At 38.0% G+C, this 25,279-nt stretch carries 19 protein-coding genes; 6 read left to right on the top strand and 13 right to left on the bottom strand.

Annotated elements, in window-relative coordinates; all coding sequences use genetic code 11:
• Positions 1–60: 60 nt before the first annotated feature.
• The 4 genes from AC3WLU_RS01755 to AC3WLU_RS01740 all read right to left on the bottom strand — a co-directional run bounded on the left by AC3WLU_RS01755 (position 61) and on the right by AC3WLU_RS01740 (position 3,049).
• Complete coding sequence (locus AC3WLU_RS01755) at positions 61–888, bottom strand: MetQ/NlpA family ABC transporter substrate-binding protein (RefSeq protein ID WP_492596683.1); 828 nt, start codon at positions 886–888, stop codon at positions 61–63.
• An 18-nt stretch (positions 889–906) separates the two neighbouring features.
• On the bottom strand, positions 907–1,569 hold the full coding sequence (locus tag AC3WLU_RS01750) for a methionine ABC transporter permease (RefSeq protein ID WP_492596682.1): 663 nt from the start codon (positions 1,567–1,569) through the stop codon (positions 907–909).
• Positions 1,562–2,311, bottom strand: a complete 750-nt coding sequence (locus AC3WLU_RS01745; protein WP_063575266.1) for a methionine ABC transporter ATP-binding protein — start codon at positions 2,309–2,311, stop codon at positions 1,562–1,564. Before AC3WLU_RS01745 ends, AC3WLU_RS01750 begins: the two co-directional genes overlap by 8 nt.
• A 225-nt stretch (positions 2,312–2,536) precedes the next feature.
• Positions 2,537–3,049: a helix-turn-helix domain-containing protein gene (locus tag AC3WLU_RS01740; RefSeq protein ID WP_492596681.1), complete on the bottom strand. Its 513-nt coding sequence runs from the start codon at positions 3,047–3,049 to the stop codon at positions 2,537–2,539.
• A 164-nt stretch (positions 3,050–3,213) separates the two neighbouring features.
• On the opposite strand from AC3WLU_RS01740, the gene AC3WLU_RS01735 reads away from it, so the two are divergent.
• Together AC3WLU_RS01735 and AC3WLU_RS01730 are read left to right on the top strand one after the other, a co-directional pair.
• A complete protein-coding gene (locus tag AC3WLU_RS01735) occupies positions 3,214–4,512 on the top strand; it encodes an MFS transporter (RefSeq protein WP_258249062.1) in 1,299 nt (432 codons plus the stop codon).
• Between the two features lie 34 nt (positions 4,513–4,546).
• Positions 4,547–5,530 carry an ornithine cyclodeaminase family protein gene (locus AC3WLU_RS01730; protein ID WP_492596680.1) on the top strand — a complete coding sequence of 328 codons (984 nt, stop codon included), beginning with the start codon at positions 4,547–4,549 and terminating at the stop codon, positions 5,528–5,530.
• 461 nt (positions 5,531–5,991) lie between these two features.
• Here the strand turns inward: AC3WLU_RS01730 and AC3WLU_RS01725 are convergent, their stop codons facing one another.
• Positions 5,992–6,453: an SRPBCC family protein gene (locus AC3WLU_RS01725; protein ID WP_491718249.1), complete on the bottom strand. Its 462-nt coding sequence runs from the start codon at positions 6,451–6,453 to the stop codon at positions 5,992–5,994.
• Between the two features lie 214 nt (positions 6,454–6,667).
• Here AC3WLU_RS01725 and AC3WLU_RS01720 point away from each other — a divergent pair, with 214 nt between their 5' ends.
• Positions 6,668–7,936 (top strand): ATP-binding protein, encoded by a 1,269-nt coding sequence (locus AC3WLU_RS01720; protein ID WP_492596679.1) that lies wholly within the window; start codon positions 6,668–6,670, stop codon positions 7,934–7,936.
• 263 nt (positions 7,937–8,199) lie between these two features.
• On the opposite strand, the gene AC3WLU_RS01715 is transcribed toward AC3WLU_RS01720, so the two are convergent.
• From AC3WLU_RS01715 to AC3WLU_RS01705, 3 genes are all read right to left on the bottom strand, one after another.
• Entirely contained in the window at positions 8,200–11,370 is a 3,171-nt protein-coding gene (locus AC3WLU_RS01715) for an ATP-binding cassette domain-containing protein (protein WP_492596678.1), read from the bottom strand.
• 917 nt (positions 11,371–12,287) lie between these two features.
• On the bottom strand, positions 12,288–13,973 hold the full coding sequence (locus tag AC3WLU_RS01710) for a hypothetical protein (protein WP_492596677.1): 1,686 nt from the start codon (positions 13,971–13,973) through the stop codon (positions 12,288–12,290).
• 45 nt (positions 13,974–14,018) lie between these two features.
• The gene (locus AC3WLU_RS01705; RefSeq protein WP_492596676.1) at positions 14,019–15,101 is read right to left on the bottom strand and encodes a DUF4297 domain-containing protein; all 1,083 of its coding nucleotides are present in this window, start codon (positions 15,099–15,101) and stop codon (positions 14,019–14,021) included.
• Between the two features lie 232 nt (positions 15,102–15,333).
• On the opposite strand from AC3WLU_RS01705, the gene AC3WLU_RS01700 reads away from it, so the two are divergent.
• Positions 15,334–17,097 carry a hypothetical protein gene (locus AC3WLU_RS01700; RefSeq protein WP_492596675.1) on the top strand — a complete coding sequence of 588 codons (1,764 nt, stop codon included), beginning with the start codon at positions 15,334–15,336 and terminating at the stop codon, positions 17,095–17,097.
• A 247-nt stretch (positions 17,098–17,344) separates the two neighbouring features.
• Here AC3WLU_RS01700 and sspL read toward each other — a convergent pair whose 3' ends face one another.
• From sspL to helD, 3 genes are all read right to left on the bottom strand, one after another.
• Positions 17,345–17,476, bottom strand: coding sequence for a small, acid-soluble spore protein L (gene sspL / locus AC3WLU_RS01695; RefSeq protein WP_034304091.1), 132 nt, complete (start codon positions 17,474–17,476; stop codon positions 17,345–17,347).
• Positions 17,477–17,595: 119 nt separating this feature from the next.
• A complete protein-coding gene (locus AC3WLU_RS01690; protein ID WP_492596674.1) occupies positions 17,596–17,727 on the bottom strand; it encodes a hypothetical protein in 132 nt (43 codons plus the stop codon).
• Positions 17,728–17,831: 104 nt separating this feature from the next.
• Positions 17,832–20,171: an RNA polymerase recycling motor HelD gene (gene helD / locus AC3WLU_RS01685; RefSeq protein ID WP_492596673.1), complete on the bottom strand. Its 2,340-nt coding sequence runs from the start codon at positions 20,169–20,171 to the stop codon at positions 17,832–17,834.
• A gap of 411 nt (positions 20,172–20,582) precedes the next feature.
• On the opposite strand from helD, the gene AC3WLU_RS01680 reads away from it, so the two are divergent.
• Positions 20,583–20,840, top strand: coding sequence for a zinc ribbon domain-containing protein (locus tag AC3WLU_RS01680; protein WP_057276990.1), 258 nt, complete (start codon positions 20,583–20,585; stop codon positions 20,838–20,840).
• 423 nt (positions 20,841–21,263) lie between these two features.
• Here the strand turns inward: AC3WLU_RS01680 and AC3WLU_RS01675 are convergent, their stop codons facing one another.
• Together AC3WLU_RS01675 and AC3WLU_RS01670 are read right to left on the bottom strand one after the other, a co-directional pair.
• Positions 21,264–22,178 carry a response regulator gene (locus AC3WLU_RS01675; RefSeq protein WP_063575257.1) on the bottom strand — a complete coding sequence of 305 codons (915 nt, stop codon included), beginning with the start codon at positions 22,176–22,178 and terminating at the stop codon, positions 21,264–21,266.
• Positions 22,175–23,446: a sensor histidine kinase gene (locus tag AC3WLU_RS01670; protein ID WP_492596672.1), complete on the bottom strand. Its 1,272-nt coding sequence runs from the start codon at positions 23,444–23,446 to the stop codon at positions 22,175–22,177. Before AC3WLU_RS01670 ends, AC3WLU_RS01675 begins: the two co-directional genes overlap by 4 nt.
• Positions 23,447–23,652: 206 nt before the next feature.
• Here AC3WLU_RS01670 and AC3WLU_RS01665 point away from each other — a divergent pair, with 206 nt between their 5' ends.
• Positions 23,653–24,924 carry a cation:dicarboxylate symporter family transporter gene (locus AC3WLU_RS01665; protein WP_492596671.1) on the top strand — a complete coding sequence of 424 codons (1,272 nt, stop codon included), beginning with the start codon at positions 23,653–23,655 and terminating at the stop codon, positions 24,922–24,924.
• The last annotated feature ends 355 nt before the right edge of the window (positions 24,925–25,279 follow it).

The following is a 25,279-nucleotide window of genomic DNA, read 5'->3' as shown; positions in this document are numbered from 1 at the left end:
TTTATTAGCATAAAGAAGGGCTATTCCTGTTGAAGGAATAGCCCTTTCTTTGTATCAAAATTAAAATGCCGGTATGGCCGTTTCACTATATTTCTCTTCTAAAAATTTGCGTACCTCCGGGCTTGTCATGGCCTTGGCCAACTTTTGGACTGGCTCGGAGTCCACGTTATCCTTGCGTGCCACTAATGTAATCGCAAAGTCATTTTCAACACCTTCTGTGAGAAGGGCGTCATTTTTTGGTGTCAAACCAAGCGGTGCAGCGTAAGCAGGTGTTATCACGATCGCATCTGCTTCATCATACGTTCTCGCTAGCATTAATAAATCGACTTCTTTAAACTTATAGTTTTTAGAGTTCTCAGTGATATCAGACATTGTATAGTATGGACCCTTTTTTTCCTTTAAAGTGATAACTTTATGCTGTGCCAGCAAGGCCAACGAGCGATCGATATTCGACACATCATTTGCAATGGCAATAACGGCACCCTCTGGCAATTTATCCATTGAATCGTATTCTTTGGAATACACACCATAATTGGCAAAATAAATGGGTTTCACTGGTACTAGCTCGGCATTTTTGTTTCGATTGAATTCCTCCATATATGGCACGTGTTGGAAGAAGTTCACATCCACTTCTTTTGCCGCTAGTGCGGCGTTAGGCTGCACATTATCACTTAATACGACCATTTCCAGGTTAATGCCCTCCTCTGCCAGCTTTGGTTTAACAAGCTCAAGGATTTCCGTCATTGGGGGAATGAGTGAGGCCACTTTCAATGTTACCTCTTTCTTCTCCTGATTCTGCGCATTTTCTTTCTCTTTTACTTCATTCGTCTTTCCACATCCTACTAAAAACAACATAATTGCTGCCATGAGAAAGAGTATTTTTTTCATGATGTTTCCCTCCATTATTTATCTTTTATCAATCATTCTGGCTATTGCAGTTCCAATAAATTGGATAAGCTGTACTAGAATAATCATAATGATAATCATATAAATCATTAGCTCTGTTTTAAACTGCTGGTAGCCATACCTGATGGCAAAGTCGCCGATACCGCCGCCTCCGACCACTCCCATGATCGTTGAATAGGAAATAAAACTGATAATCGATGTTGTGAGTCCGAGGACTAGCCCTGAACGAGCCTCCACGTAAAGAAATTTAAATATGACATCCTTAACGGAAGCCCCCATGGAAATGGCTGCCTCGATCACACCCTTTGGCACGTCCAATAAAGATTGCTCGACCAATCGCGAATAATGGGCAATGGCGATGATGGCTAATGGAACGCAAGCAGCTGCTGTACCAATGGCTGTACCGATTATGAGTCTTGTAAACGGGATTAAAAAAACAACCAATAATAAAAATGGGAATGAACGGATAATATTCACAAGTAAATTTAATATCGAGAAAACCCACGGATTTTCAAGCAAATGACCCTTCCTAGAAAGAAATAGCAAGGTCCCGACAGGCAATCCAATCAAAATCGCAGCTAAAATGGACACACCAACCATCGTAATGGTTTCTCCAATTGACTGCCAAATTTCTGCCTCATATTGAACTAAAATCTCAGGCATGGCCCAGCCCACCATTCTCTGCTAATTGTTCGATAAAGTATTCTGGACGATTATCCTTTTTTTGAATCCCGGTTGGTTCGATTATGACCGTGTCATAAATCTCTCCCTCTGCCATGATCGATACACGATTGCATATACTTTTAATGACATCCAGCTCATGACTAACGATGACGATCGTCACACCGAAGCGTTGGTTTATGTTCTTTAGCACATCTAATATTTCAGCCGTTGTATTTGGATCAAGGGAAGAGGTCGGTTCATCACATAACAACACTTGCGGGTTATTTGCCAACGCCCTTGCAATGGCAACACGCTGCTTTTGTCCCCCGCTTAATTGTGCAGGATATCTCTCCATCTCACCCTCCAATCCGACAAATTGGAGACATTCTACAACACGGCTCCGACGTTCCTTCTTTGGATAATTTGCCAGCTCTAAAGAGGCTGCCACATTATCATAAACCGTTTTATTTGCCACAAGATTAAAATGCTGAAAGATCATGCCAATCGACTTCCGTGCCCCTCGAAGTGCTTTATTGTTCAATGTTGTCAACCTTTGGCCGTTTACCTCCACTTCGCCGGCATCTGGGGTCTCCAACAAATTCATTAGCCGCAGCAACGTTGATTTCCCTGCTCCGCTTGCTCCGATTATTCCATGAATTTCACCTTTAGGTATTGTTAAAGTAACAGACTTAATAGCCTGAAATTGTGAAAAATTTTTACTCACTTGATCCAGGTTAATCATAAAATCCCACTTTCTATTTGTTGAAAGGTATGTATAGCGCTCCTCATTAATAGTTTCATCAAAGAAACACAACTCATTCTATCAACTAATGAGGACCTAATGCAAAGACACAAATTAACAGGTAGAAAGGATAGATGAACAGTGAGGAATCCCTGTTTACATCTATCCTTTTGTAAGACATATGTTCGTAAACTGGATATACTTTTATTCCACAGCACCGTGACGTTATTTCGACGACACCACCAAAAACCGGACAATATGATCCGAGAAGTTAAACCAGTAATGGGCTTTTCGAGCATCGAACATGAAAGACTGCTGTTCATGGAGTTCCATTCTTTCTCCCTCTATTTCCACTGTTAACTTCCCTTCGATAATGAATAAGAATTCATGTCCGCTATGAGAAAAGGCGCTTCCTTTATTTTCACCTGGCTTTAAGGTGACAAGAATAGGCGAAAAAACAGCATCACGAATGCCGCTGGATAAATTCTGATAGTGAAATTGTTCATGATTATAATCTGAATTTTCTTGGGAACTGTCCTCTGAAAAAAAGAAACTTGGGCTGACATCCAATGTATCAGCGATTTTTTTTAATGACTCTAATGTGACGCTTGATTTACCCCGTTCTACTTGTGATAAAAAGCTGATCGAAACGCCTGTTTGTTCAGCAAGGCTCTTTAATGTTAGTTTTCGCTCTTTCCTCAATGATTTCATTTTTTCCCCGATTGAATCAAAAGGCATAGAGATGCCCCCTTTTTTTACATAGTATCTAGCTTCATTATACAGTACAAATTTTGATGAATGTTCCGTCATTAATAAAATAATTGACAGAAAATTATAAATTATTTACAATAAAGGAAATAATAAATTGAAGTGACACTTCAATTTTAATGGAGTGACTCAAGATGGAGAAGAAACAAATGCGGCGAATTTTAATTGCGAGTTTAGTCGGAAGTTCAATTGAGTGGTTTGACTATTTTTTATATGGGACCGTTTCAGCTCTCGTGTTTAACCAGCTATTCTTCGTGAATGAGGATCCGACAATAGGGCTGTTGCTTTCTTATGCATCCTTTGCGTTAGCATTCTTCATCCGCCCCTTTGGCGGAGTGATTTTCAGCCATATTGGCGATCGTATCGGGAGAAAGAAAACCCTTGTTTTAACACTTAGTTTAATGGGTGTCGCAACATTTGGGATGGGGCTTCTTCCTACGTATCAAGCCGTTGGGATTTGGGCGCCGATTTTATTAATCACGCTGCGCTTAGTACAAGGTCTGGGAATTGGCGGTGAATGGGGAGGCGCGCTTTTATTGGCCGTTGAATATGCTCCCGCTGAGAAACGGGGCTTGTTCGGAGCCATTCCTCAAATGGGTGTTACGATAGGAATGCTGCTTGGAACCGTTGCCCTATCCATTATGACACTGCTTCCTGAAAACGCATTCATGACTTGGGGATGGCGTATACCATTCATTTTTAGTGCTCTGCTAGTATTTTTTGGCCTATGGATTCGTAAAGGAATTGATGAAACACCGTCTTTCAAAAAAGTGAAGGAATCGGGAGAAGTTCCAAAGCTGCCGATTGTGGAAACTCTTAAGAATTATTGGCGTGAAGTGCTTATCGCCGTCGGAGCCAAAGTGGTAGAAACAGCTCCATTTTATATTTTCAGCACGTTTGTCGTATCATATGCTACTGCAAATCTCGGTTTTTCCCGGACAGCTACATTAACTGCAGTCATGATTGCGACAATTATAACGACGATTTTAATACCAATCATGGGGAATTTATCTGATAAGATTGGCCGCAAAAAGCTGTTTATAGGGGGAACGATTGGGATGGCACTGTTTGCATTCCCATATTTCTGGTTGCTGCAGCAAAAATCGGTACTGCTATTGATCGTTGCAACAGTGATAGGTTTGGGGGTTATTTGGGCTCCCATCACAGCAGTTCTTGGAACGATGTTCTCGGAAATTTTCGATGCAAAGATCCGTTATACCGGCATCACGCTTGGCTATCAAATCGGAGCAGCTCTGGCAGGAGGAACAGCGCCGTTAGTTGCAACGGCTTTACTTGATAGGTTTAATAACTCCTATGTTCCTGTCGCCCTTTATATTATTTTTGCATCTGTCCTGTCACTAGCAGCGATTTGGGCAGTTAAGGATCGCAGCAATCAGAAATTAGACGAAACACATAATACTAGTGCCATGTAATCCAAGGATCTTTTACTTCAAGGAGGACAATTGAATGTTGGTAATAAGTGAGAAGGAAATTCAACAATCATATGGAATGAAAGACGCAATAGCAGATATAAAGGCCGTATTGCGTGCACATGGTGCTCAACAAATAGATAACCCTCATCGCACAGTGCTTGCTTTCCCTCAACACGAGGCATCGGCCCTTTACATGCCAAGCGCTGATTTATCTGAAGAGGTTTCGGCAGTCAAAGTCGTTAACATTTTTCCAAAGAATCCTTCAAGGGGGATGGCCACAACACAAGGGGTCATCTTGCTGTCAGATGCAGAAAATGGCGAACACCTAGCATTGTTGAATGCCTCCTATTTAACACGTCTCAGAACGGGGGCATTGAGCGGCATTGCCACAGACTTTCTTGCTCGTAAAGACGCCCGGGTTCTCACGATCATCGGAACAGGGGCTATGGGATTTGAACAAGCAATCGGGGTGTTGGCCGTAAGGGACATTGAGCGTATTTTATTAGTAAATCGCACACAAGAGAAAGCGCAGAAATTCGCTGAAAAGCTACAGGCATTCGGAGTAACCGTTCCTTTTGAAGTTTGCGAAGATGTTTCAGCAGCTGTTCGTCAAGCAGATATCATTTGCTGTGCAACCCGCTCGAACGAGCCAGTATTTAATGGGCAGGATGTAAAGCCGGGCACACACATTAACGGGGTCGGGTCTTACTTACCGGATATGAAAGAAGTGGATAATACCACGGTTTCACGCGCTGCTAAAATTATCGTCGACGATTTGGCGGGCGTGAAGGCTGAAGCAGGAGAACTCATTTCTGCAGCCAATCAGGGAAATTGGTCGTTTAATGATATACACGGGGAGCTTTATGAACTTGTCATGCGGACCAAAACAGGCAGGGAAAATGAAGAGGAAATTACCTTCTTTAAATCAGTCGGTGCCGCTTACTTTGACCTCGCTGTGGCAAAAGGTGTTTACAGCCAATCGAAAGAACGGAACATCGGGATGGAGATTGAGGTATAGAGAAGCCCATACATTTTTCTAACGCTGAATGTAATAACAGCCCGAAACAAGCGACGTGCAAGCTTGCAGTAACATTTCATCTTTAAATAAAGAGACCCTTCTTTCGGAAGGGCCTTTTGAATAATCCATATCTTTCACAAGCGATCAAGCCTTTATCACGGTCGCTTTTTTTATTGGCATCATATAGTGCCATGTGGCTTGTATTTCAGTTTGAATCCACCTTGAAAAAAGATGGATTCTTTTTAATTTGTGTTGCCGTGTCGGCTTAGTTTTCACGCAGAGTTGATTGGAGCAGGTGTGCGAGACTCCTGCGGGAATACGCGTCCAAGGGAGACCCCGCAGGCGCAAAGCGCCGAGGGCGGGCCGCCCGCGGAAAGCGAGTGCCTGCAGTGGAATGAAACGATAAAGCACACCCTCCAATATGGACAAGTTGTATTCCCCCTATAGAAGATTGACCTAATTCATTCTAATACACTTGTTTCTGCTTCAGCTACCTTTTTGACGCGGTCTAAAAATTCAACGACCACTTTATCGGTGGCAAATACTAAAAGTAATTTCAAAAACCACTTTAACGGGCGACTGGTGACTGTATATGTAAAGGAAGTTCTATTGTCATTGATTTTATTTAGTTCATAAAAAGCTGTAATTTCAAACATTTTAGCAAGTATGAAGCCTACTTTTAGCTTTTTCTCATTAGTTTCATTCATATATTCCAATGTTTCTATATCATACTCTTCTGTTCGTTTTCCTTCTCGATATTTTTGGCGATATACGCTTCCAACCACTTCTTCCGTTATTTTAACCGGCTTTTGTTCAACTACTTGAGGCATAATTTTTTGCAAATTTTCTACAGAACCATCAAGAAACTTCCATACCTGTTCAATCGGAGCATTTATTTCTATTTCTTTTGTCCATTTTTTCAATAAAAATCACCTCTGCCTCTATTATATTTCCTTTATTATGTAATAACCAAATTCGAACGGATGAATCGTTAAATAATTCTAATTAAATAGATACATTAACCAACTCTTTTTTTAAATTTAAAGTCGTTCTGTAAATAAATTACTTATTAAGATTCTCTTTTTTGGTGTTATTCTTGTATAATAAACCAAACGGTTACTTTTTCAGGAGAATCCTATGAATTTTATTTATATTAATCAAAACATATTAGATAATCTTTTTTATATCTTAGTAAGCATTTTGATTTATTACATTTTATTAGATCATGGCAAAAGGTTAAGTCAGTATGGCAAGACCCTTATTACTGCATGCATGAGCATTCCTATTATTTTATGTATGAAGTTTCCTATTTATATCGATGAATATTGTGTCCATGATCTCAGGCAAATCCCTTTTATAATAGGGACCCTTTATGGTGGTTGGCCTGTAGGGGCTGCCCTGTTAGTCATCATATTAACTTTTAGGTTTGCTTTTTATGGTTTCAATTTACTTACGTTAACTGTATATATCGTAATCTTTATTATAACGGCTTTATTTTCTTCCAAATTCAAAAATTTCAATCGAAAAAATAAGCTTAATAGCTCGATACTATTAATTTTGTTTCTTGGAATACTAACGAGCTTCATTTCAATCGTTATGTCTGATTATTTTCGAATAACGGAGGCGTATGTATTTTACTTTATTATCCTCCCTCCTTTCATTATCGTTTTGGCTTTATATATCATAGAAATTTTAAAAGATGCCATTATAATCCGGACACAAATGGTAAGGCTTGAAAAAATGGAGGTAGTCAGTCAGCTTGCAGCCAGCATTTCACATGAAGTTAGAAATCCTTTAACGGTTGTGAAAGGATTTGTCCAACTGCTAAAGGCTCCTGATCTGACTCAGGAAGTAAGAGAACAATATATACAACATGTAGTTAGAGAGCTTAATAGTGCAGAATCCATTATCAGTGAATACTTAGCATTTGCAAAACCTGCACTTGAGAAAGTGGAAAATATTTTAATTAACCGTGAAATAGGATATGTAATTGAAATGATCAAACCATTGGCTAACATGAATTTAGTTACTATATCTAATCAGTTGGCTCCATGCATCACCCGGGGGAATATTCAACATTTCAAGCAATGCTTCCTAAACCTCATCAAGAATGGTATAGAGGCAATGCCAAACGGCGGGGAACTTAATATTGTTTCTTATGTAAATAATTTCGATATCATTATCGAAATCAGTGACAATGGAGTCGGAATGAACAAGGAACAAATAAATCGTTTTGGTGAGCCTTATTACAGTTCCAAAGAAAAAGGGACTGGGTTGGGATCTATGGTGGCTGTCAAGACCATCCAAACGATGAATGGTACACTTCATTTAACTAGCGCTTTGAATAAGGGAACAACGATTTCAATAACACTTCCCGTTTATCAAGAAGATCATTCTGCAAAATAATAAACAAAGTCCGCCATTTACGGCGGACTTTTAGTTTGTAGACAAAAATGGTTTTTATTAAAACCAAAATTGATTGGAACGGAAGGTGCGAGACTCCTGTTGGAGAAACGTGTCCAAGGGAGACCCCGCAGGCGCAAAGGCGCCGAGGAGGCTCCCGGACCGCCCGCGGAAAGCGAGTGCCCTACGTTCCAATCAACGGTCAAATTGTACAAACCTTTATAAAACTGTAGACAAACTTGATTTTCCATAGAGTGCTGTTACATTTATTTTTTCTCGTCTAGGCATTGATAAACCGCCATCATGTCTCGTTTGTTCAATTCACGTATCCGGGCGAAAATGGGGATATCGGCAACGGCCTCGGTACGTTCACTTTCGGCCACGACATCCTTCACTTTCCCTGTCAGCCAGGTCTGGACGTCGATGCTTTCGACGATTTCTTTACGCCCTTCATCATCGATGCCACTGGCATGACAGCTCACACAAGGGATCGTTAATTTATACACACCGTCATGGATGTTGTCTTCTGAAATGACTTTCTTGCCATTACAGAATGGGCATTTATGACTTGCTTTAATTTTATTGATTTGGGTAACGATTTTTTTGTAGCCGAATGCTTCATAGACATAGGTTAGTTTTTTGTATTTGCCATTGGTGAAATATTTATCAATAATGGTTTCTCTTGTTTCGTTAATATTGGCAAAGTCACAGATGGTAATCTGATTTTTGCTGCTGATTGCTTCGATATTGCCTTTAATGCTGTCCCAGAATGGTTGGGTATTTTGTAAAACCACTTCATAGCCGACAAAGCTTGCTAGTTCGAGTTCGAGCATTTTCAACGCCGCTTTTGTTTCACGTGGAAGGAATGAGACATCATCAGTGAGTGCGATATCGCCGCCCACAATCGCTTTTAGTTTTTCCAGTTCCGGCAGCTTTCCTACAATTTTGACGACTTGATCAATTGGCTGTTGGATGATCTCGCGAATGTCCGTATCACCAAACATCAGCTTTTTATGATGTTTGAGAACCGTTCCTTGACAGACTGGACAGTCGATCATCTCTTTTGTTTCTTTCATCTGCTCTTTAATGATTGATTTCGATACGAAGATATAACGCCCAATGATGAAATTGAACCCTTCCCAAATTCGCGATGCCTTGCCTGCTTTATCGTAAAAGGACTTTTCCCAATACCCATATAAGAAGGTATGCTTTTCGGCATCCGTCATCTCATTATAGCTTTTACTAATGTCGTGACCGAGTTCATTCTTGATCTCATCAAACAGGAATTGCAGTTTGGAATGCTGATAATATTTTAATACTTCCATCACGTCCGGATGTAATAAACCATCCCAGAATGGCACGTTTTTGTCTTGTATGACTACATCGAAATCGAATTTTTCAATGAACCGGCGTCCCGAACAGCTTGGACAATGATTTTCTGCTGAATAGAAATCGAAGCTTCTTGTATCCTTATTGGTCGGATGTGCAGCCACTATATGGTTGATCATTCCGCCCAATTCATAAAGAAACGTATATTGACTGTACAAGTGCCGTTCAAGATCAATGGCGATCACAGGGGCAATCGTATCGGACTCGTACTCCCCATAAATCACGCGAGCGATTGGTGATAGGCTTTTTAAAATGCCGCCCTTATAAACGTTCTCTGCGTTTTTGAAATAGTCCAGATGATTTTCCTGTAAATAATCGATACCAGTTTTTGACCGGAGCGTCGAAGAGATATGCAATGGCTCCACCCGCTCGTCACTGTTTTTGTGACTGTAATAATCATCATGACTGACAACGTCAAGATGCTGGACAGGTGTTAGCTGTCTTTTGCCAAAATCCACGATATAATCCGAGCTTTCCAGCATATAGGCATTATGTTCAATCATGATGATGGAGACGGATTCATCCTCCAGAATGACCCTGACACTGTCAATGAATTGGTTTAAAATATTTTGCGATAACCCTTTTGAAGGCTCGTCAAAAATGAACAGCGTGTGCGGGTTCCTTGTCTTCGCAAACAGCTCGGAAACTAAGTGGACACATTGAAATTCACCCGTCGATAGTGTTTGTGTTTTTCTTTCTAACGTTAAATAACCAAGCCCAAGTTTGATCAATAAGCTCAAACGTTTATGTGCGATGTCTTCTTTTGGGAGTTCTTCGATGATATCTTCGATCGAACGCTGAAAAATATCATCAATTTCATCACTGTATTTGGTTAGCTTCTTTTTAATATCAAGAAACGTCGCAACGGTCGACCGGCTGGTGATCGATTTATTTCGGTCCTGCCCGACCATGACCAGCTTATCCTTTGGATACCGCTTCTGAAAATCTTTGGAGATGCATTCATTGACTAGTGTAGATTTACCGCAGCCGGACTCACCCGTAAAGGTAACGAGTCTATTCTTGGGAATCCGGATTTCTTCCATTTGAATATTACGGCAGTAGAGATCCTGAAATTGATAGTATTCCGTTGGCGCTGCTTCATTACGCTTCCAGCTGATTGGTTTGGGCCGCGGTGATTCCTCAACGATTTTCCCGCCATATTTTCCGCTGCCGGGTCCAAAGAACAATTGGTCATCCGTGCTATCCAGCACCGTGTCGGAGTGATCAATGAGCCAAATTTGATTTTTATAACCTAATTGCTTAATCTGCTCCAAAATTTTCAAAAGGGTTTGATGATCAAGACCGACGGAGATTTCATCGATGATGATCACGGTATTTTCACTTGTTGCCATGAATTCGGCCAAATAAAGCCGGGTCAATTCCCCTCCCGACACTGTCCCCATAATACGGTTCAAGCCTAAATAACCAATATTCATATTGATAATATTTTGGAGAATATGCTGTTTGGCTTCACTTATATGTAAGGTCTCTGCGAGTGAAAGGATCGTTTCGATGCTTAAGTTGTTGATATCGGATATAGTATGCGGGCGGTCTAATAATTCAATGGTATATTGCTCGACTTCTTCATTGTAGCGCTTCCCCTCACACTTTGGACATTCGACGTTTTTCGTCGTACCGCGTCCTTTACAAGTGGGGCACCAGCCTAAGGCATTATTAAATGAAAAAACTTCCGGAGAAAGATTGAATTTTTCTGCAAGACAAACACGTATTTCTTTAAACACACCAGTATGTGTGCCAATGGTCGAACGGGGATTAGCTGAAATGGATGATTTGCCGAGAAAAAGGACAAGAGGCATTTCCTCCATCTTGATGGCACTGAAGTTGGTTTCCATAATATTAGGGAATAAATACTGATATTCAGACTTCGGCAATAAGGAAACGAGACGCTTCTTGGATTCTTCGCCAATGGTTTGACAAAAAGTCGTCTTCCCGGAACCTGATAAACCAGCAATTCCTAATGATTGGTCGTCTGGCAGTGATAAATCTAAATGGCTTATATTGTTCGCTATTAATCGATTTATTTTCATTTGTAACTCCTCTCATTTTTTAAAGCTCAGTCTTTCATATTAGCACAGCGGTATATGTATTTGGTATTTTTTTAACGGTAACCCCACCCTTTCATTCTTTCACATTCCGCTGCTTCAAAAACGTATGATTCATCGACAAATATTTAACCTGTTATACCTGAACTGACATTATCATATCGTGTAAATGAAATTCCAAAAGATAAGGAAATCATTGTTAATTGCTGGTATGTGGTGCAATACTTCTGCCGAAATAGCACAGGTTTTATTGGAACGAGGTTATAACGTTAAAGAATTGACCGGGGATATTGCGGCGTGGCAGGAAATGAAATTTCCTGTTTCAAAATCAACCCAAGATAATACGATAATTGCGGGTGCTGACTCGTGCAAAACAATTCAAGGTAGCCCAACTTTGTCATAGTAAAGGAGCTCCTTTAAAAAAGATGAATACTGGTGATTGGATTATTTATTACTCTTCAAAGTTAAGTTTTAAGGAAAGTACTCCGCATCAAAAATTTACTGCTTTAGAAAAGTAATCGATGATGTTGTTTTTCAGTTTGATATGGGAAATGATTTCATGCCTTTCCGAAGAAATATAGTTTTCATTAGTTGTACAGAAACTTCGATTCATCCATTAATCTCACACCTCGCTTTCATTAAAAATGAGAAGAGTTGGGGTTATCCTTTTCGGATTGGCCATTTCGAGATAAGTGAATGATTTCAAACTAATTGTAGAAAAAATGGTAGATGTTAAAGGAGATTAAATTCTAATCTCCTTTAAACTTTTCTAAATATTCTGCAAACCTCCCATTCCGCTCTCTGCTTTACCACTAAAAAAACAATACGGTGAACCGTATTGTTTTTTAGTGCTTTTAGACAAAAGTGCCAATTAAAATCTAATGATCTAAATATTGAATAGTTTAACTGCACTTTTCTAGTAAAGATTTAACCTCCAAGAATATGTTTGGATAATCATCTTTCTGAAGTAAACTATGTTTTTCACTCAAAACAATTGTTTCTCCCTCGAATTCCAAATCATCCATTTCTACAAGACCTAAAATAAGCTGTGAGCCAAGTGGTTTATTGCTAATAATAAAATTAAGCATTTTATCTATATTTGCTTTTTCTTGGTCCTGTTGATTAGGAGAGTCAATAATTATTGGGCAAAATATAGATGTAGAATATTGCTTCATTACTTCTAAAATACTGTAATAATATGCAAGTAGCGCTCTAGGTTTTCCACTTCCAGTTTCCTCTATTTTCGAAGTGATTTTTTTGTATGATTTTTCACTCATAGTTAATACATCAAGTTGTACTAGACTACTTTGCATTAAATTATAATACATAGATTTTATTTCTTTTTGCCGCTTTTTATCTTCATATTCTTTTAACTCTTGTTTTATATTATCAATTTCTTGTTCATTAAGGTAAATACTATTATTAAGCTGTGCTATTTCATTTTCCATTAGAGAATTCATTTCTCTTTTACCCTCATTAAGTATAATATCTTTGAGTTTTACTGCTCCTTGTTTTCTAGAAAGTATCTCTTTTATATTTGCTTGTTCAAGATCGTTTTCATCATAGAGACTGTATTCATTACCAATTTCTATTTCAACCTTTTTTAGTTCTTTATCTAATTCTATTAAAAGGTCCCTACACGTATCTTCATCTTTTGCTATAGCAAAACGTTCTACAAAAGAGTTTTCATAAACATTCCCACATGTAGGACATTCTACTAAATCAGTTTGCTCCATTGCAAATTCAAAATCATCCTTTAACTCTTTAATTGTATTTCGTACAACCTTCACTTGCTGTTCAATATGAATTTTGTGATTTTCTAAATCCAGAATTTGTTGTTTTAAATGTGCTCCTTTTTTGTTTAACAAATCATAATTTACTAGAAGTTCATCAATCTCTTTTTTAAACTGAGCCGTATCAATTGAAACAACATCCTCTTTAATTTGATTACTTATCTTTGCAATAAAATTACTAGAAATTTCTCGCTCGTACTCTAATTTCGATATTTCTTTTTTATGACTCCTGATTGCTGCGTTCTTTTCGTAATATTCATTTGGTCTAATCCCAGTGTGATAATTGACTACATCATTTCTCCAATTACTAAATTGTGAAAGTCTGTCAAAAGAATCCCAATTTTTATACCAACTAGCATCTTGGTCAATATAAAAAGGTAGTAAAAAAAAGGCTGGCGGTGGAACTTGTGCTTCACCTTTTTTATTATTTAGTACTAGCTTATAATTGAACATCTCTGCTAAAAATGGACCGATCCCGTTTGTAATACCATCGAATGTTTTTATTACATTCATTTCTTCATTAAAAATTGCAAAAAATCGCTCTCTACGTAGAATAGAATATATTTTATTTTCTATCGAGAACTTCACAAGTGATATCACATTTGCATTTTTCCATTTAGGATGGATATCTTTAGGGTCCGCCCCGAATGTCCAATAAATACTTTTAATCAAAGACGATTTCCCTGTATGATTATCGCCCTTTATCACTGTTATGTTTGGATGAAATATTATCTTCTTTGCTTTCTCTTCTTGAAATGAAATTAGTTTTATTTCCTTTATTATTAATTTTTTCATAGTTACCTATCCTCAAATTCCTTATTAGCCTTCTAAAATTACCATTCATTTACTGTACTCCATTAGGATAATGACTTTTAAGTAAAACTCCCCATATAAAGGGGAAGGGTACTTAGATATATACTCATTAAATGCAGGTTCTAATAAATCATTTTGAATTCTATTTACCTGCTTATGTTTATAACCATTTATAATTTCTGTAATGTCATTAATCGTTCTCTGTAATTTTAAGTTTGCATAATTCATCTTATCGATCCTATATTCATTCCATGACTGATTCATTCTCAATCTGTCTGAGAAAGGCAGACCCTCTTGAGCTAAACTGTTACTGACAAAATTCCATATTTCCTCTTCCTCATCGTCTTTTGAGAATATTTTGATGTGTTCTTTAAACTGTTCTTTACTAATGCCTTTATGTTTCGCTAACTCCTCAAAAGTAGAAATGTCTTCTTCGTAGTTATTTTTGACTTTAACTTCACTAAATAAAGAATCATAAATAACACTAATTTTGTACTTCGAATCCGGATTTTGTCGTTCAATAAATTCTGACAATTTTCCTTTTAAATAGGTTTCTCTTTTGTCTATGAGTAACTCCGATACTTCAAAAAAAGTCAATTCTACTAAGTCTGGGTTTTCTGTCAACTCATGTTCTTCTATTAGACTTTTAATGATTTCAGAAATTGTATTTTCTTCTAATTCTGACATACATATTTTTCTTTTAGCTATACTTTTATCACCACTAGATAATTTAAGATTATAAGTGTAATTTGAGATGAAATTTAATGACAAAGTATGCTGTGGAAATTGCATTTTACATTCATACATTTTTCCTAGTATGGACAATGAGGGACCCTCAGCACCTTGGTTTCTTTTTGTTAGTGATTTTAAAGTCCAATTCTTTGAACTAGTCTTTATTTGAAAGAAAGAAACTTGTTCAGGGTCAACGGCTGAATCATAAATAACGACATCATCGTAATAGTCCATAACTAGCAAGAAATCATCATTCAATTCATACATTTCCATCATCTTCAAGATTGCCCAGTCTTTTTGATAATCAAATCTATTGGACGATCTAGGACCGCTTAAGTCTCTAGGTTTAACAAAAGATATATTGTTTATTTTATTCATTTACTCATCCCTATTCCACTTCAACATTCATTAATAACCTCTATGGTTATTATACTCTTATTTTACATTATTTGCAAAATGATGTATGATGTTATTATTTTATTCTTCGAGATCCTATAAGTTTTTTAATAACTCTGAATCGAATAAGGCTTAAACTGTCCACTTCGTGCTTTTTACATTAATTATGAATGGTAAAATAGTATTATTATATGTTGTTTAGGAGATAAAGATAATGATTGATAGATTATCGCTAGGAGAAACCGCATATTATTATCACTTGAGTAATTCACTATCAGATAGGTTTATAGATAGTTTATTTATTAATATTTCTAGAAAAAAATCTGGACCCTATACAGCTAGAATAATAAATGAATCTTACTCTATTGGTGATAAAAGTTTTAACTATTCACTATGTATATATAAATTTAAAGGAAAACCAAACTTTTTAGATGAAGACGGCTCAGAAGAAGAAATTAAATATGCATATTTATTAATTTTACAATATTCAAATATGATCGTAATAAATAAGAAAAATATAAGTGGACTTAGTTCGATTTTAAAAGATTATATTAGTGATGTTGACTATACTACTATTTCGCGTTTGTTTTTGAGTGACTCCTCTAGTTTTGAAAAATTATCTATGTTAAATATGGATATTAGTAATAATTCAATTAGAAAGCGTAATATTGAAGCAAATGACTTAAGAAGTTCTTTTTCCCCTGTTTATTCAAGTAAGTATATAATTAATAATCTGAGAGTTAAGGATAAAGAAAATAGAATATCTCTTGCTCTTAACACTTCCAAAATCAATAGAATCGGAAAAAAAGTACCAATTGATGAATACTTTAAATGGGCTATTGATGTAGTTGATAAGGTCGAAACTTTTGAATTAAACGAGTCATATTTGGATAATTTCTCTATACCAATAAGCAACCAAGAACATTTAATCGAGTTAATACCATCTTCCATTTTGTTTCTTTTCAATGAGTTGCTAGAAGACTTTGAGAGTGGATTAATTGAAGACGTAGCATACGATTTTCGAGGAACAAAACGAAGTATAAATCTACAGAAATATCTGAGTGATTTTAATACATTTTGTGAAATTCAATCAATTCATGATAATTCATCGAGATACCGTATATTAAATACTGTAGTTAATAACTTAGAGCTCAGAAAAAATAAAACTTCTTTAACAATAAATTCCAAAAAGTTAAAAAATATTATTATAAAGTACTTTAATAAAGAAGTAAATCTTGTAGAATATATAAATAAAAACCAAAATTTTATAGTGACATTCTCTGAAATTGATCATGTTTATTCTAATAAAAAATTATTTAAGGATACAAAGTTATTAGGCAATCTTACTTCATTTTTGGAGGTATTAGAGCCCTACGAATCATTAATTAATATTACTTCAGAAAAAGGTAATAATTTACCTACTTATACTAATTTTGATCCAAATTCATTATTCTTCTTTATAGAAAATACTTTAGCAACTGATGTTGATTACTTATTTTGCGATGATTTAGGAAATGAATTTGCAGATTTTATATCTGTCAAAAATTTAAAAAGTATTTGCTTTTACCATGCGAAAAATGGAAATTCTATGCTTTCTGCTTCCGATTTCCAAGTAGTTCTTGCTCAAGCACTTAAAAATATAGGAAATATGAGCATGTCCACTACTGACTTAAATCGTAAAATAATACGATGGAATGAAAATATAAAAGACACAGAAATATCTTTAAAGAGGATTGGAGATTCCGTGGAAAATGGCGGAGAATATTTAAAAAGGACGATTAATTCTCCTATATCAGGTAAAGAAATATATATAGTGGTGAATTTTCTTTCTAAATCCAATTTAGAGTCAGGTTTAAATAACTTACAACAAGGCAGATCCTGTCCACACGAAATTATCCAAATACTTTGGTTGCTTTCATCTTTTATATCTACATGCAAAGAATTGGGAATTGTAGTTCATATAACATGTTTACCATAAATTATAATGCGTTAGAAGATGTTATCACTAACGACATTTTATTATCCTGATACGGTTCACCTTATAGCCTTTTTAAGCATCGAAGTCAAGTGCAGCAAGTGTGAAAGTTCATAATTACTTTATAGTTTGCTCCATAGTGTATAGGGATTCGACTAAATTATTTCCACGAGTAAGTAATTTTAAGCCCCTCTCGACTAAGAGAAGGGCTTTCCTTAATAAAGCATGACCGCATTTTTATCCAATATGTTTATTTTGTATTGGACTTTTTTGCCTTGTTTTCAAGATCGCTTTTAGGCTCGGTGGAGAATTCCACATCTTTTCCATGTCCCTGCGGGTTAACACTTGGTGCAATGCGACCTCTTCCTGTCTTTTTACTCATTTCCTTCACCTCCAAGTATATGATGTTGGACGGATCTACTTTAAATTACGGGTGTAATTAAATGTGTCTTTATTCTGAGGAACATCAGGATCTTTTTTCCCGGCAGGCTGTACGGCTCTTCATGTATTTCCGCTATAGCCTTCTTCCACGGGCCCTGGATAATGATAATGGCCATCATTAACTGTTTGAATCGTTGATTCACCAGTCACCTGGCTTCCTCCCGTTTCCACCTGTTCTTTCTCATTAGTCAATCCATCTCCTCCTTTTCTAAAGATTTTCTTTTATAGTATTTCGATAAAAGAGCAATAAAATGAAAGGAGAAAAAAGGAAGCACTAATAATGACTCCATTCTTTGTTATTTGGAGGTCAGAAGTGAACTCTCCGTTGCACCGTTTTTCAAGAAAGGACTGGGTTTGCCAACCGTATAAATTTGTAAGTCATGCATAGCCCTGGTACATGCGGTGTAGAACAATCTACGCAGGCTCTCATCACCGTATGTTTGCATGGATGCATCATAAATGATGACTGCATCGAATTCGATGCCTTTGGCCAAATAAGCCGGTATAACAACTACACCCTGTTCATATTCATTTGTGCCTTTCTGTACGAGTTTAATTTCACAGTGGGCATTAAGGGCATCGTATGCGGCGGCACTTTCGGCAGCAGATTTACAGATTATTGCGATTGTATTGTACTCACGGCTTTGAAAGTCTTTGACCTTAGACATGATCTTACGGTGCAATTCATCACGGCTGGACACTTGAGTGAGTACTGGCTTCTCGCCTTCACGATTGAATGCCTTAATTCGATGGCCTTCTGGAATTAGTTCACGTGTGAATTCTATAATCTGCTTTGTGGATCTGTAGCTTTGATCCAAGGTAATGCTCTCGGTTTCATTTATCCCGTATAAACTGGTAAGAGTCTGGAAATCAACCCGTTCACTGGCATGAGCGAATATTGCCTGGTTAAAGTCACCGAGCACGGTCATCCTGGCATTAGGAAACAATCGTTTCAAGAACTCGAATTGAAATGGAGAATAATCCTGTGCTTCGTCTACAAGCACGTATTTTATAGCTGTATTCGACTGAAATCCTTGAATTAACTCCTTCAGCAGCAAAAATGGGGTCGCGTCTTCATAATACAGTTTGCCTTCGTCCAGCATTTTTTGGGTTGATAAGCAAATCTCCCTTTCGGCAGGTGTTTCACCCTCATTCCACAGTTCGATCCGTATTTGTTCGTCAAAAAGTTGCTTGTATATGCCCTTAATATTGATAAAATGAAGGGCTTTTATCCGTTTGCGTAACGTCTTCAATTTCTTTCGAACAATCATACGCGCAAGCATTTTATTTTCTATCTCATAATCGTCAAAGGAATCTTCATCATGACCGCGTTTTTTCTCTAAATAGGTGTATACCTTTTGGTAGTCTTCTTTGCTAAGATACTCGATTTCCTCCTCGACCCAGGGTTGTTTCAACTCGAACTTTTCCCTTTCATCAAGTAGCTCACATAACCACTCTTTCAGCTTTTCAATCCTATTGTGAAATTTTAATGTGGTGTCTGTGTTATAAAATCTTTCCGAAATTTGTTTGGCTGAGACGAGCGTTTCCCCTCGGAACTTCACCCCTCTAAAGATCATTCCGGATTGCTCCAGTGATTGTCTGTAGGTCTTGATGATTTCAAAGAAGCGAATGGATGCCTTAAATTGGATACTCGCTGTCCTGGTGCTATAGGAAGGATCCTCCGCTGCAGTCAGCAAATATTCCAATTGCTCATAAGGATCCTCAACTTGAAACGAGTCAGACAGACGATGATCCAGATATTCCTGGAATGTTACCTGCTGCATATTCTCTTCGCCAAGTTCGGGTAACACATTTGATACGTAGTTATTAAACATGGAGTTTGGAGAGAATAAAATGATTTGATCGGCTTTAAGCCTTTCTCGGTTCTTGTAGAGCAAGTAAGCGATCCGTTGGAGGGCAGCTGATGTCTTCCCGCTGCCAGCTGCACCTTGAACAATGAGCAGACGTCCGCGATCGTTCCGGATGATCCTATTTTGCTCACGTTGAATGGTGGACACGATACTGTGCATATGCTTATCCGTTCCCTTGCCCAGTACCTGCTGCAGGATCTCATCCCCAATGGTGAGACTCGTATCGAACATCGATTCGATAACGCCGCCCTTGATGGTGTATTGCCACTTGTTCTCCAGCATCCCCCGAATTACGCCTCCGGGAGTGGAGTATTCTACAGGACCGGGAGGATAGTCATAATAAACACTCGAAACCGGGGCCCTCCAATCGTAGATAATGAAGTTTTCTCCTGTTGCATCAGTAAGAGTGGAAGTACCAATATAAATTTGTTCCGTAAGGGGAGACCCTTCTTCAGTGATATCAATCCTGCCGAAATAAGGCACTTCCTGCATGCGGCGCAGTGTTGACAGCCTTTTGAAGGCATATCTATGTGCGCCTTCGCTTTGTGACAAGTCTTGGGCCTGCTGCCTTAAGCCAATGATGGTCTCGAGGTAATCATCGAAAGTATCGATATTAACCTTGAGGTCATCCCAAAAGTGTTTACGGATATTAACAACTTCTTTTTTACGCTTTGAAGTTTCTCCTTCTATTTTGCTGATTTGTTTCGTGATTGTTTCTATCACCTCATTCAAACGTTCTTGCTCCTGCCGAATTTCATTGTTCATAACGGACACTCCTTTAAAAAATGAGAAATTAGGGGTTGACTAGAGGTGAGTTTTACCTTATACTTATAGTAAGGGGTAAACTGTTTTAGAGTATATTTAAATGTGTTTCTATACTAACTTATCATAAATTTCGAATGATATCAATGTATTTTGCACAACAGTTGCCATAAGGAATCGTCATTTTAAACTTTAATTTAACATGTAAAGCCAGTAACCAGTTGAGCAATAGCTTGGCTGGTTATTTTTATGATTATTGAAGGCCTAAAGCTTCGCTAGTCCCGCCTTTCAGAAGAACTGCAACACCCACATCAACGTTTGATTCGTTTCGATGAGATGTGATTCATATTGTCTTGACTTAACTTTGTTTGTTAGATAATGTTTAGGATAAAACTTTTTGTAGGAGAAATTATCATGAAAAATTATAAAGCATGTCAGAGTTGTGGAATGCCGCTATCTAAAGATGAATTAGGTGGCGGAACTGAAAAAGATGGTAGGATAAGTACTAAATATTGCAGTCATTGTTATATAAATGGTGAATTCACTCAAAACATTACTGCGATAGAAATGCAAAAAGTTGTTCAAAATCATATGATGGAAAATATGAATATGCCTAAATTTATTGCTAAGTTTTTCACTAGAGGCATCCCAAAGTTAGAGCGATGGAATTAATCAACGAATAGAAAACGAATGAACTTCTTTATCCTTTTTCTATTGATTTGAAACAATACTGTTTATAAAAAAGGCTGTTTTCACATACTTTGTTGCTATTTACCAGGTAGTGGGTTGTGGTTGATTTCCTCTCAAGATACTCGCTTTCCTTGGTGCGGGCGGTGAGCCTCCTCGGCGTAAACGCCTGTGGGGTCTCACCTCTCCCGCTGCTCCCGCAGGAGTCTCGCACTTCCGCTCCAATCAACCTTAAATAGTTTCGTTTAAAAACAACAATCTTTACGAAAAGAGCCATAAAAAAATACGGAGAACATAGCGATAAAGACAAATCCCATATAAACGGATTTGCCTTTATGCTTCTTCCAACGAAAAATAAGAAAATGTTTTTGGGAATTTTCAATCTATTCCACTTGTGTTACTGGTTTATTATTTCATCATCTGCCTTGCTTCCATAAACAGCACTTGGATAAATTTTTTCATATTATTGCGGCTCTGACTGCTTACTTTTTTGCTTTTGTCTTCTAGCTCCAGCATTTTTTTTCGGACTTCCGAGAAATCAAAAAATGTGGATGAATAGGCCTCGAATTTTGGATTCATATAATCCGTCAATCCTAATGAAGCGATATGGATGAGTGCCTGGTTAAGAGCGCGACGGACACGCTGCTCGGAAGCTTTCATTTCTTTCTGGATTTCGGCTTCTTTCGCTTGATCTCCCAGCTTTTCAGCAGCAATCCCAGCAAAAATCTCCTTTAAATATGGAAACGAGTAGGCAGGACCGAGTCTTTGCTTTTCATTTTGGAGGAATCCTAAGATGTTTAATAAATCCTCGCTTCCCCCTTCGCCAATCATACCTAAATCAGAAATTAAGGACCGCCCGGCTTCCATGATATTTTTTGTCTGAAAGGTTTTAGAAGACTTCGGGCGGTCCGTAAACACGTTCAACGACTTTTGAATGCCCTGGATCGATTGATCCACCAGTATTCGCTCGTTCACTTTGTTTAATATGCATGAAATTTCAACTTGGTTCAGCGGTTTTGTAATGTAGTATTCCGCTCCTAATCTATACGCCTCACCAATCATTTCTTTCGTTTCCACTTGCGATATCATCACAAATCTTCCTTGAAATCCATCAGCAAGAGACCTGATTGTTTCAATTCCATCCCTTAATGGCATGAGCAAATCAATTAAGACAACGTCTGCTTTTTTTAAAAACAACAAGCCATTATTAACTAAAGCTCCGTCTTCTGCTTCTCCCACCACTTTGCCTAAATCTTCGTCTTCAATTATCTCTGTCAACATTCCTCGAATGGCAGGATCGTCATCTATAATGAAATAATTCATCTCGTTAGCCCTTTCTCCATAATAGCATCAATCGGAATTCCTACGATGAATACGGTTTCTTTATAGGTATCCATTAGCTTGATATGTCCTCCAAATTTTTCAACTGTTTGTTTCACATACGATAAGCCAATTCCCGTCGAAGGGTTTCCCGCCACATCGAATTTCTTTGTATAACCTGCTGTAAAAATGATTTCCTTCTGCTTTGGCGCAATGCCTGGGCCATTATCACAAATGCAAAACTCCACGAATTGATCTTTCCTTTTCACATGCAGTGATACGTATCCTTCTTCTTCAATGGCTTCCACTGCATTGGCCAATAAATTATTTATTAATGATAATACCATATATACATGATAGGGGGGATGGTCATCATCTATATGCAAGGTAAATGTAATAACTTTGCCAAGGGACTCTGCATATCGTCTATTGGACACGATCATGATGTTACCAAGGTCTTCGATCTTCATATATTCCTGCAGGTTTTTGGATGACATAAGTTTCGAAAGCCCCGCATAAATCCGCTGGTTATCTTTTTTGATCTCATGCACAAGACCGGCAATCTGCAACGCAGTTTGCGCATCGCTTCCATCAGTCCCCCTTGTTTTTATCCGACGGTAAAAGTCATAACAAGTTCGGGTGATTTCTTCCGCATTTTGCATCGTTTTCTTCAGTTGAACCGATTCCTCATACAAACTTGAAATGAAAAGCAGCATTTGTTCCTTTTGGATGCGTTGCTCCGCTTCTGCGGATTTCGCTTCTCTCAGCTTTAATATATTAAAAAAGCCGAGAACGAAAAAGCTTCGAATAAAGGCGATTAAAACAAGTTGGTCAATGGCTAACAAGGGTGTGCCCTGATTCGCCAGGATGGATCGGATCGTCATCTCCGATACACTTGCAGAAAGCTCGATCAATACCCCTAAAAGCCCGATCATAAACGGCTGATCGTGCCGTTCGTTCAATTTCGTTTTATGAAAGGCCAACGCGTAAATGAAGTAGTAGAAAAAGGCGGGAACATGAAGATAGATCGCATCCTCAACGGATATGTCCCGTATCCCGACAGCCAGTGAAAAACGCAAAAAAAACACACTCACTCCCGTCACTATGCCTGCAATAATCGGGTGGATGCTCCTCCCCCATAGTAAAAACAAGAAGAAGACGGGGGTTCCCAAACTGACTCTGAATGTATCATCGAAGGGGTAAAACTTGAATTCGCCCGCAAGAGGCACCGCAATCATAATCAATAGCAATATCCTTATACTCTTTTTCAATACGGTCCCTCCCCAGTCACTATATTAAAAACATAACACATGAAAAGGTAAAAAAGTGAGAAGGGTTTTGACTGAAATTATTATTTTTTATGGCCCTTGTAAGTATCCGTAGGATTCAGTAGGTTCCAGTAGGATGATCATAAACTTGAAATAATCTAAAAATTGGAAGCGCTAACAACAGAACGACTATCAAAGGAGGAATTCAAATGAAAAGGTTTGGCTTAGCTACTCAAATTTTTGTTGCACTTGTACTAGGTATCGTTGTCGGTGCTTTATTCCATGGTAATGAAACAGTCATGGCCATTTTGGTGCCTATCGGCGATATTTTCATTCATTTAATTAAAATGATCGTCATCCCGATCGTCATGGCTGCACTAGTCGTCTCCATAGCGGGGGTCGGCGATATAAAGAAACTTGGAAAATTAGGCGGGAAGACTCTTCTTTATTTTGAGATTGTCACCACAATTGCCATTGTTATTGGATTACTGGCGGCAAACATGTTTCACCCAGGGTCTGGCTTAGATACAAGCAATCTTGAAAAAAGTGATATTTCAAAATATGAAGAAACGACAAATACCGCTGGCAGCAGTGGCTTTGGAGAAACAATTTCTCATATTGTTCCTTCAAATGTATTTGAATCAATGGCTCAAGCGGATTTATTACCGATTATCTTCTTTTCTGTTTTATTCGGCTTAGGTGTGGCTGCGATAGGCGAAAAAGGAAAGCCTATTCTTGGATTCTTTGAAGGTGTGTTGGAAGTAATGTTTTGGGTGACGAATCTAGTCATGAAATTTGCCCCCTTTGGTGTGTTTGCACTGATTGGTGTAACCGTTGCGAAATTCGGTATCGCAACATTAATTCCTTTAGGTAACCTAGTAATGGCTGTTTATGTGACGATGGTATTCTTTGTATTCGCCATTCTTGGAATTATAGCGAAAATGTCAGGGACAAGCATTTTTGTTATCCTGAAAGTGTTAAAGGATGAATTGATTTTGGCATTTACAACAGCAAGTTCAGAGTCGGTATTACCAAGGCTTATGGACAAAATGGAGAAGTTTGGCTGCCCGAAATCCATTACTTCTTTTGTTATTCCAACAGGCTATACGTTTAATCTAGACGGCTCATCGATTTATCAAGCACTTGCTTCACTTTTCGTAGCACAAATGTATGGTATAGATTTATCCATTACAGAACAGATCACTTTGTTACTCGTATTGATGTTAACGTCAAAAGGAATGGCTGGCGTTCCGGGTGCCTCATTTGTTGTTGTTTTAACAACACTTGGTTCTATGGGACTGCCGGTGGAAGGTGTTGCGTTCATTGCCGGTATCGACCGAATTTTGGATATGGGAAGATCAGCGGTTAATGTCATAGGGAACTCATTGGCGGCGATTGTCATGTCGAAATGGGAAGGGGAATTTGACCAGGATAAAGCAAACCATTACGTTGATTCAATTAAACAATCAGACGTAGCATAAACTTATAAAGGAGGAAACACGGTGTCAACAATCTAAATCATGACGATCGTATTAAGAAAGACTTCTAGGGATCAAAACAAGTACCAGTGCATGCATACTATGTATCCAAACATTGCGTGCAGTCTCCGATTACAAGTCTTACGCGATGACAAACCCAGGTATTTCTTGTGCTGAACTGTTTGATAGATCGCAGTTTCCGATTTTGATGAAATGGCAGATGCGGTTGATGAATAACAAAAGTCTGGGGAATAGATATAAAAGCCCTCCTTTATGGGAGGGCTCAGTTTGTAGACAAAAGGGGTTCGGAATTAAAAAATTCCGAACCCCTTTTTGAGATTCCCTTTGAATTTTTTCC

It is taken from the genome of Peribacillus sp. FW305-BF15 (assembly GCF_058783805.1).
The sequence above is the reverse complement of the archived record's forward strand: the minus strand, read 5'-3'. Positions and strand labels throughout refer to the sequence as shown.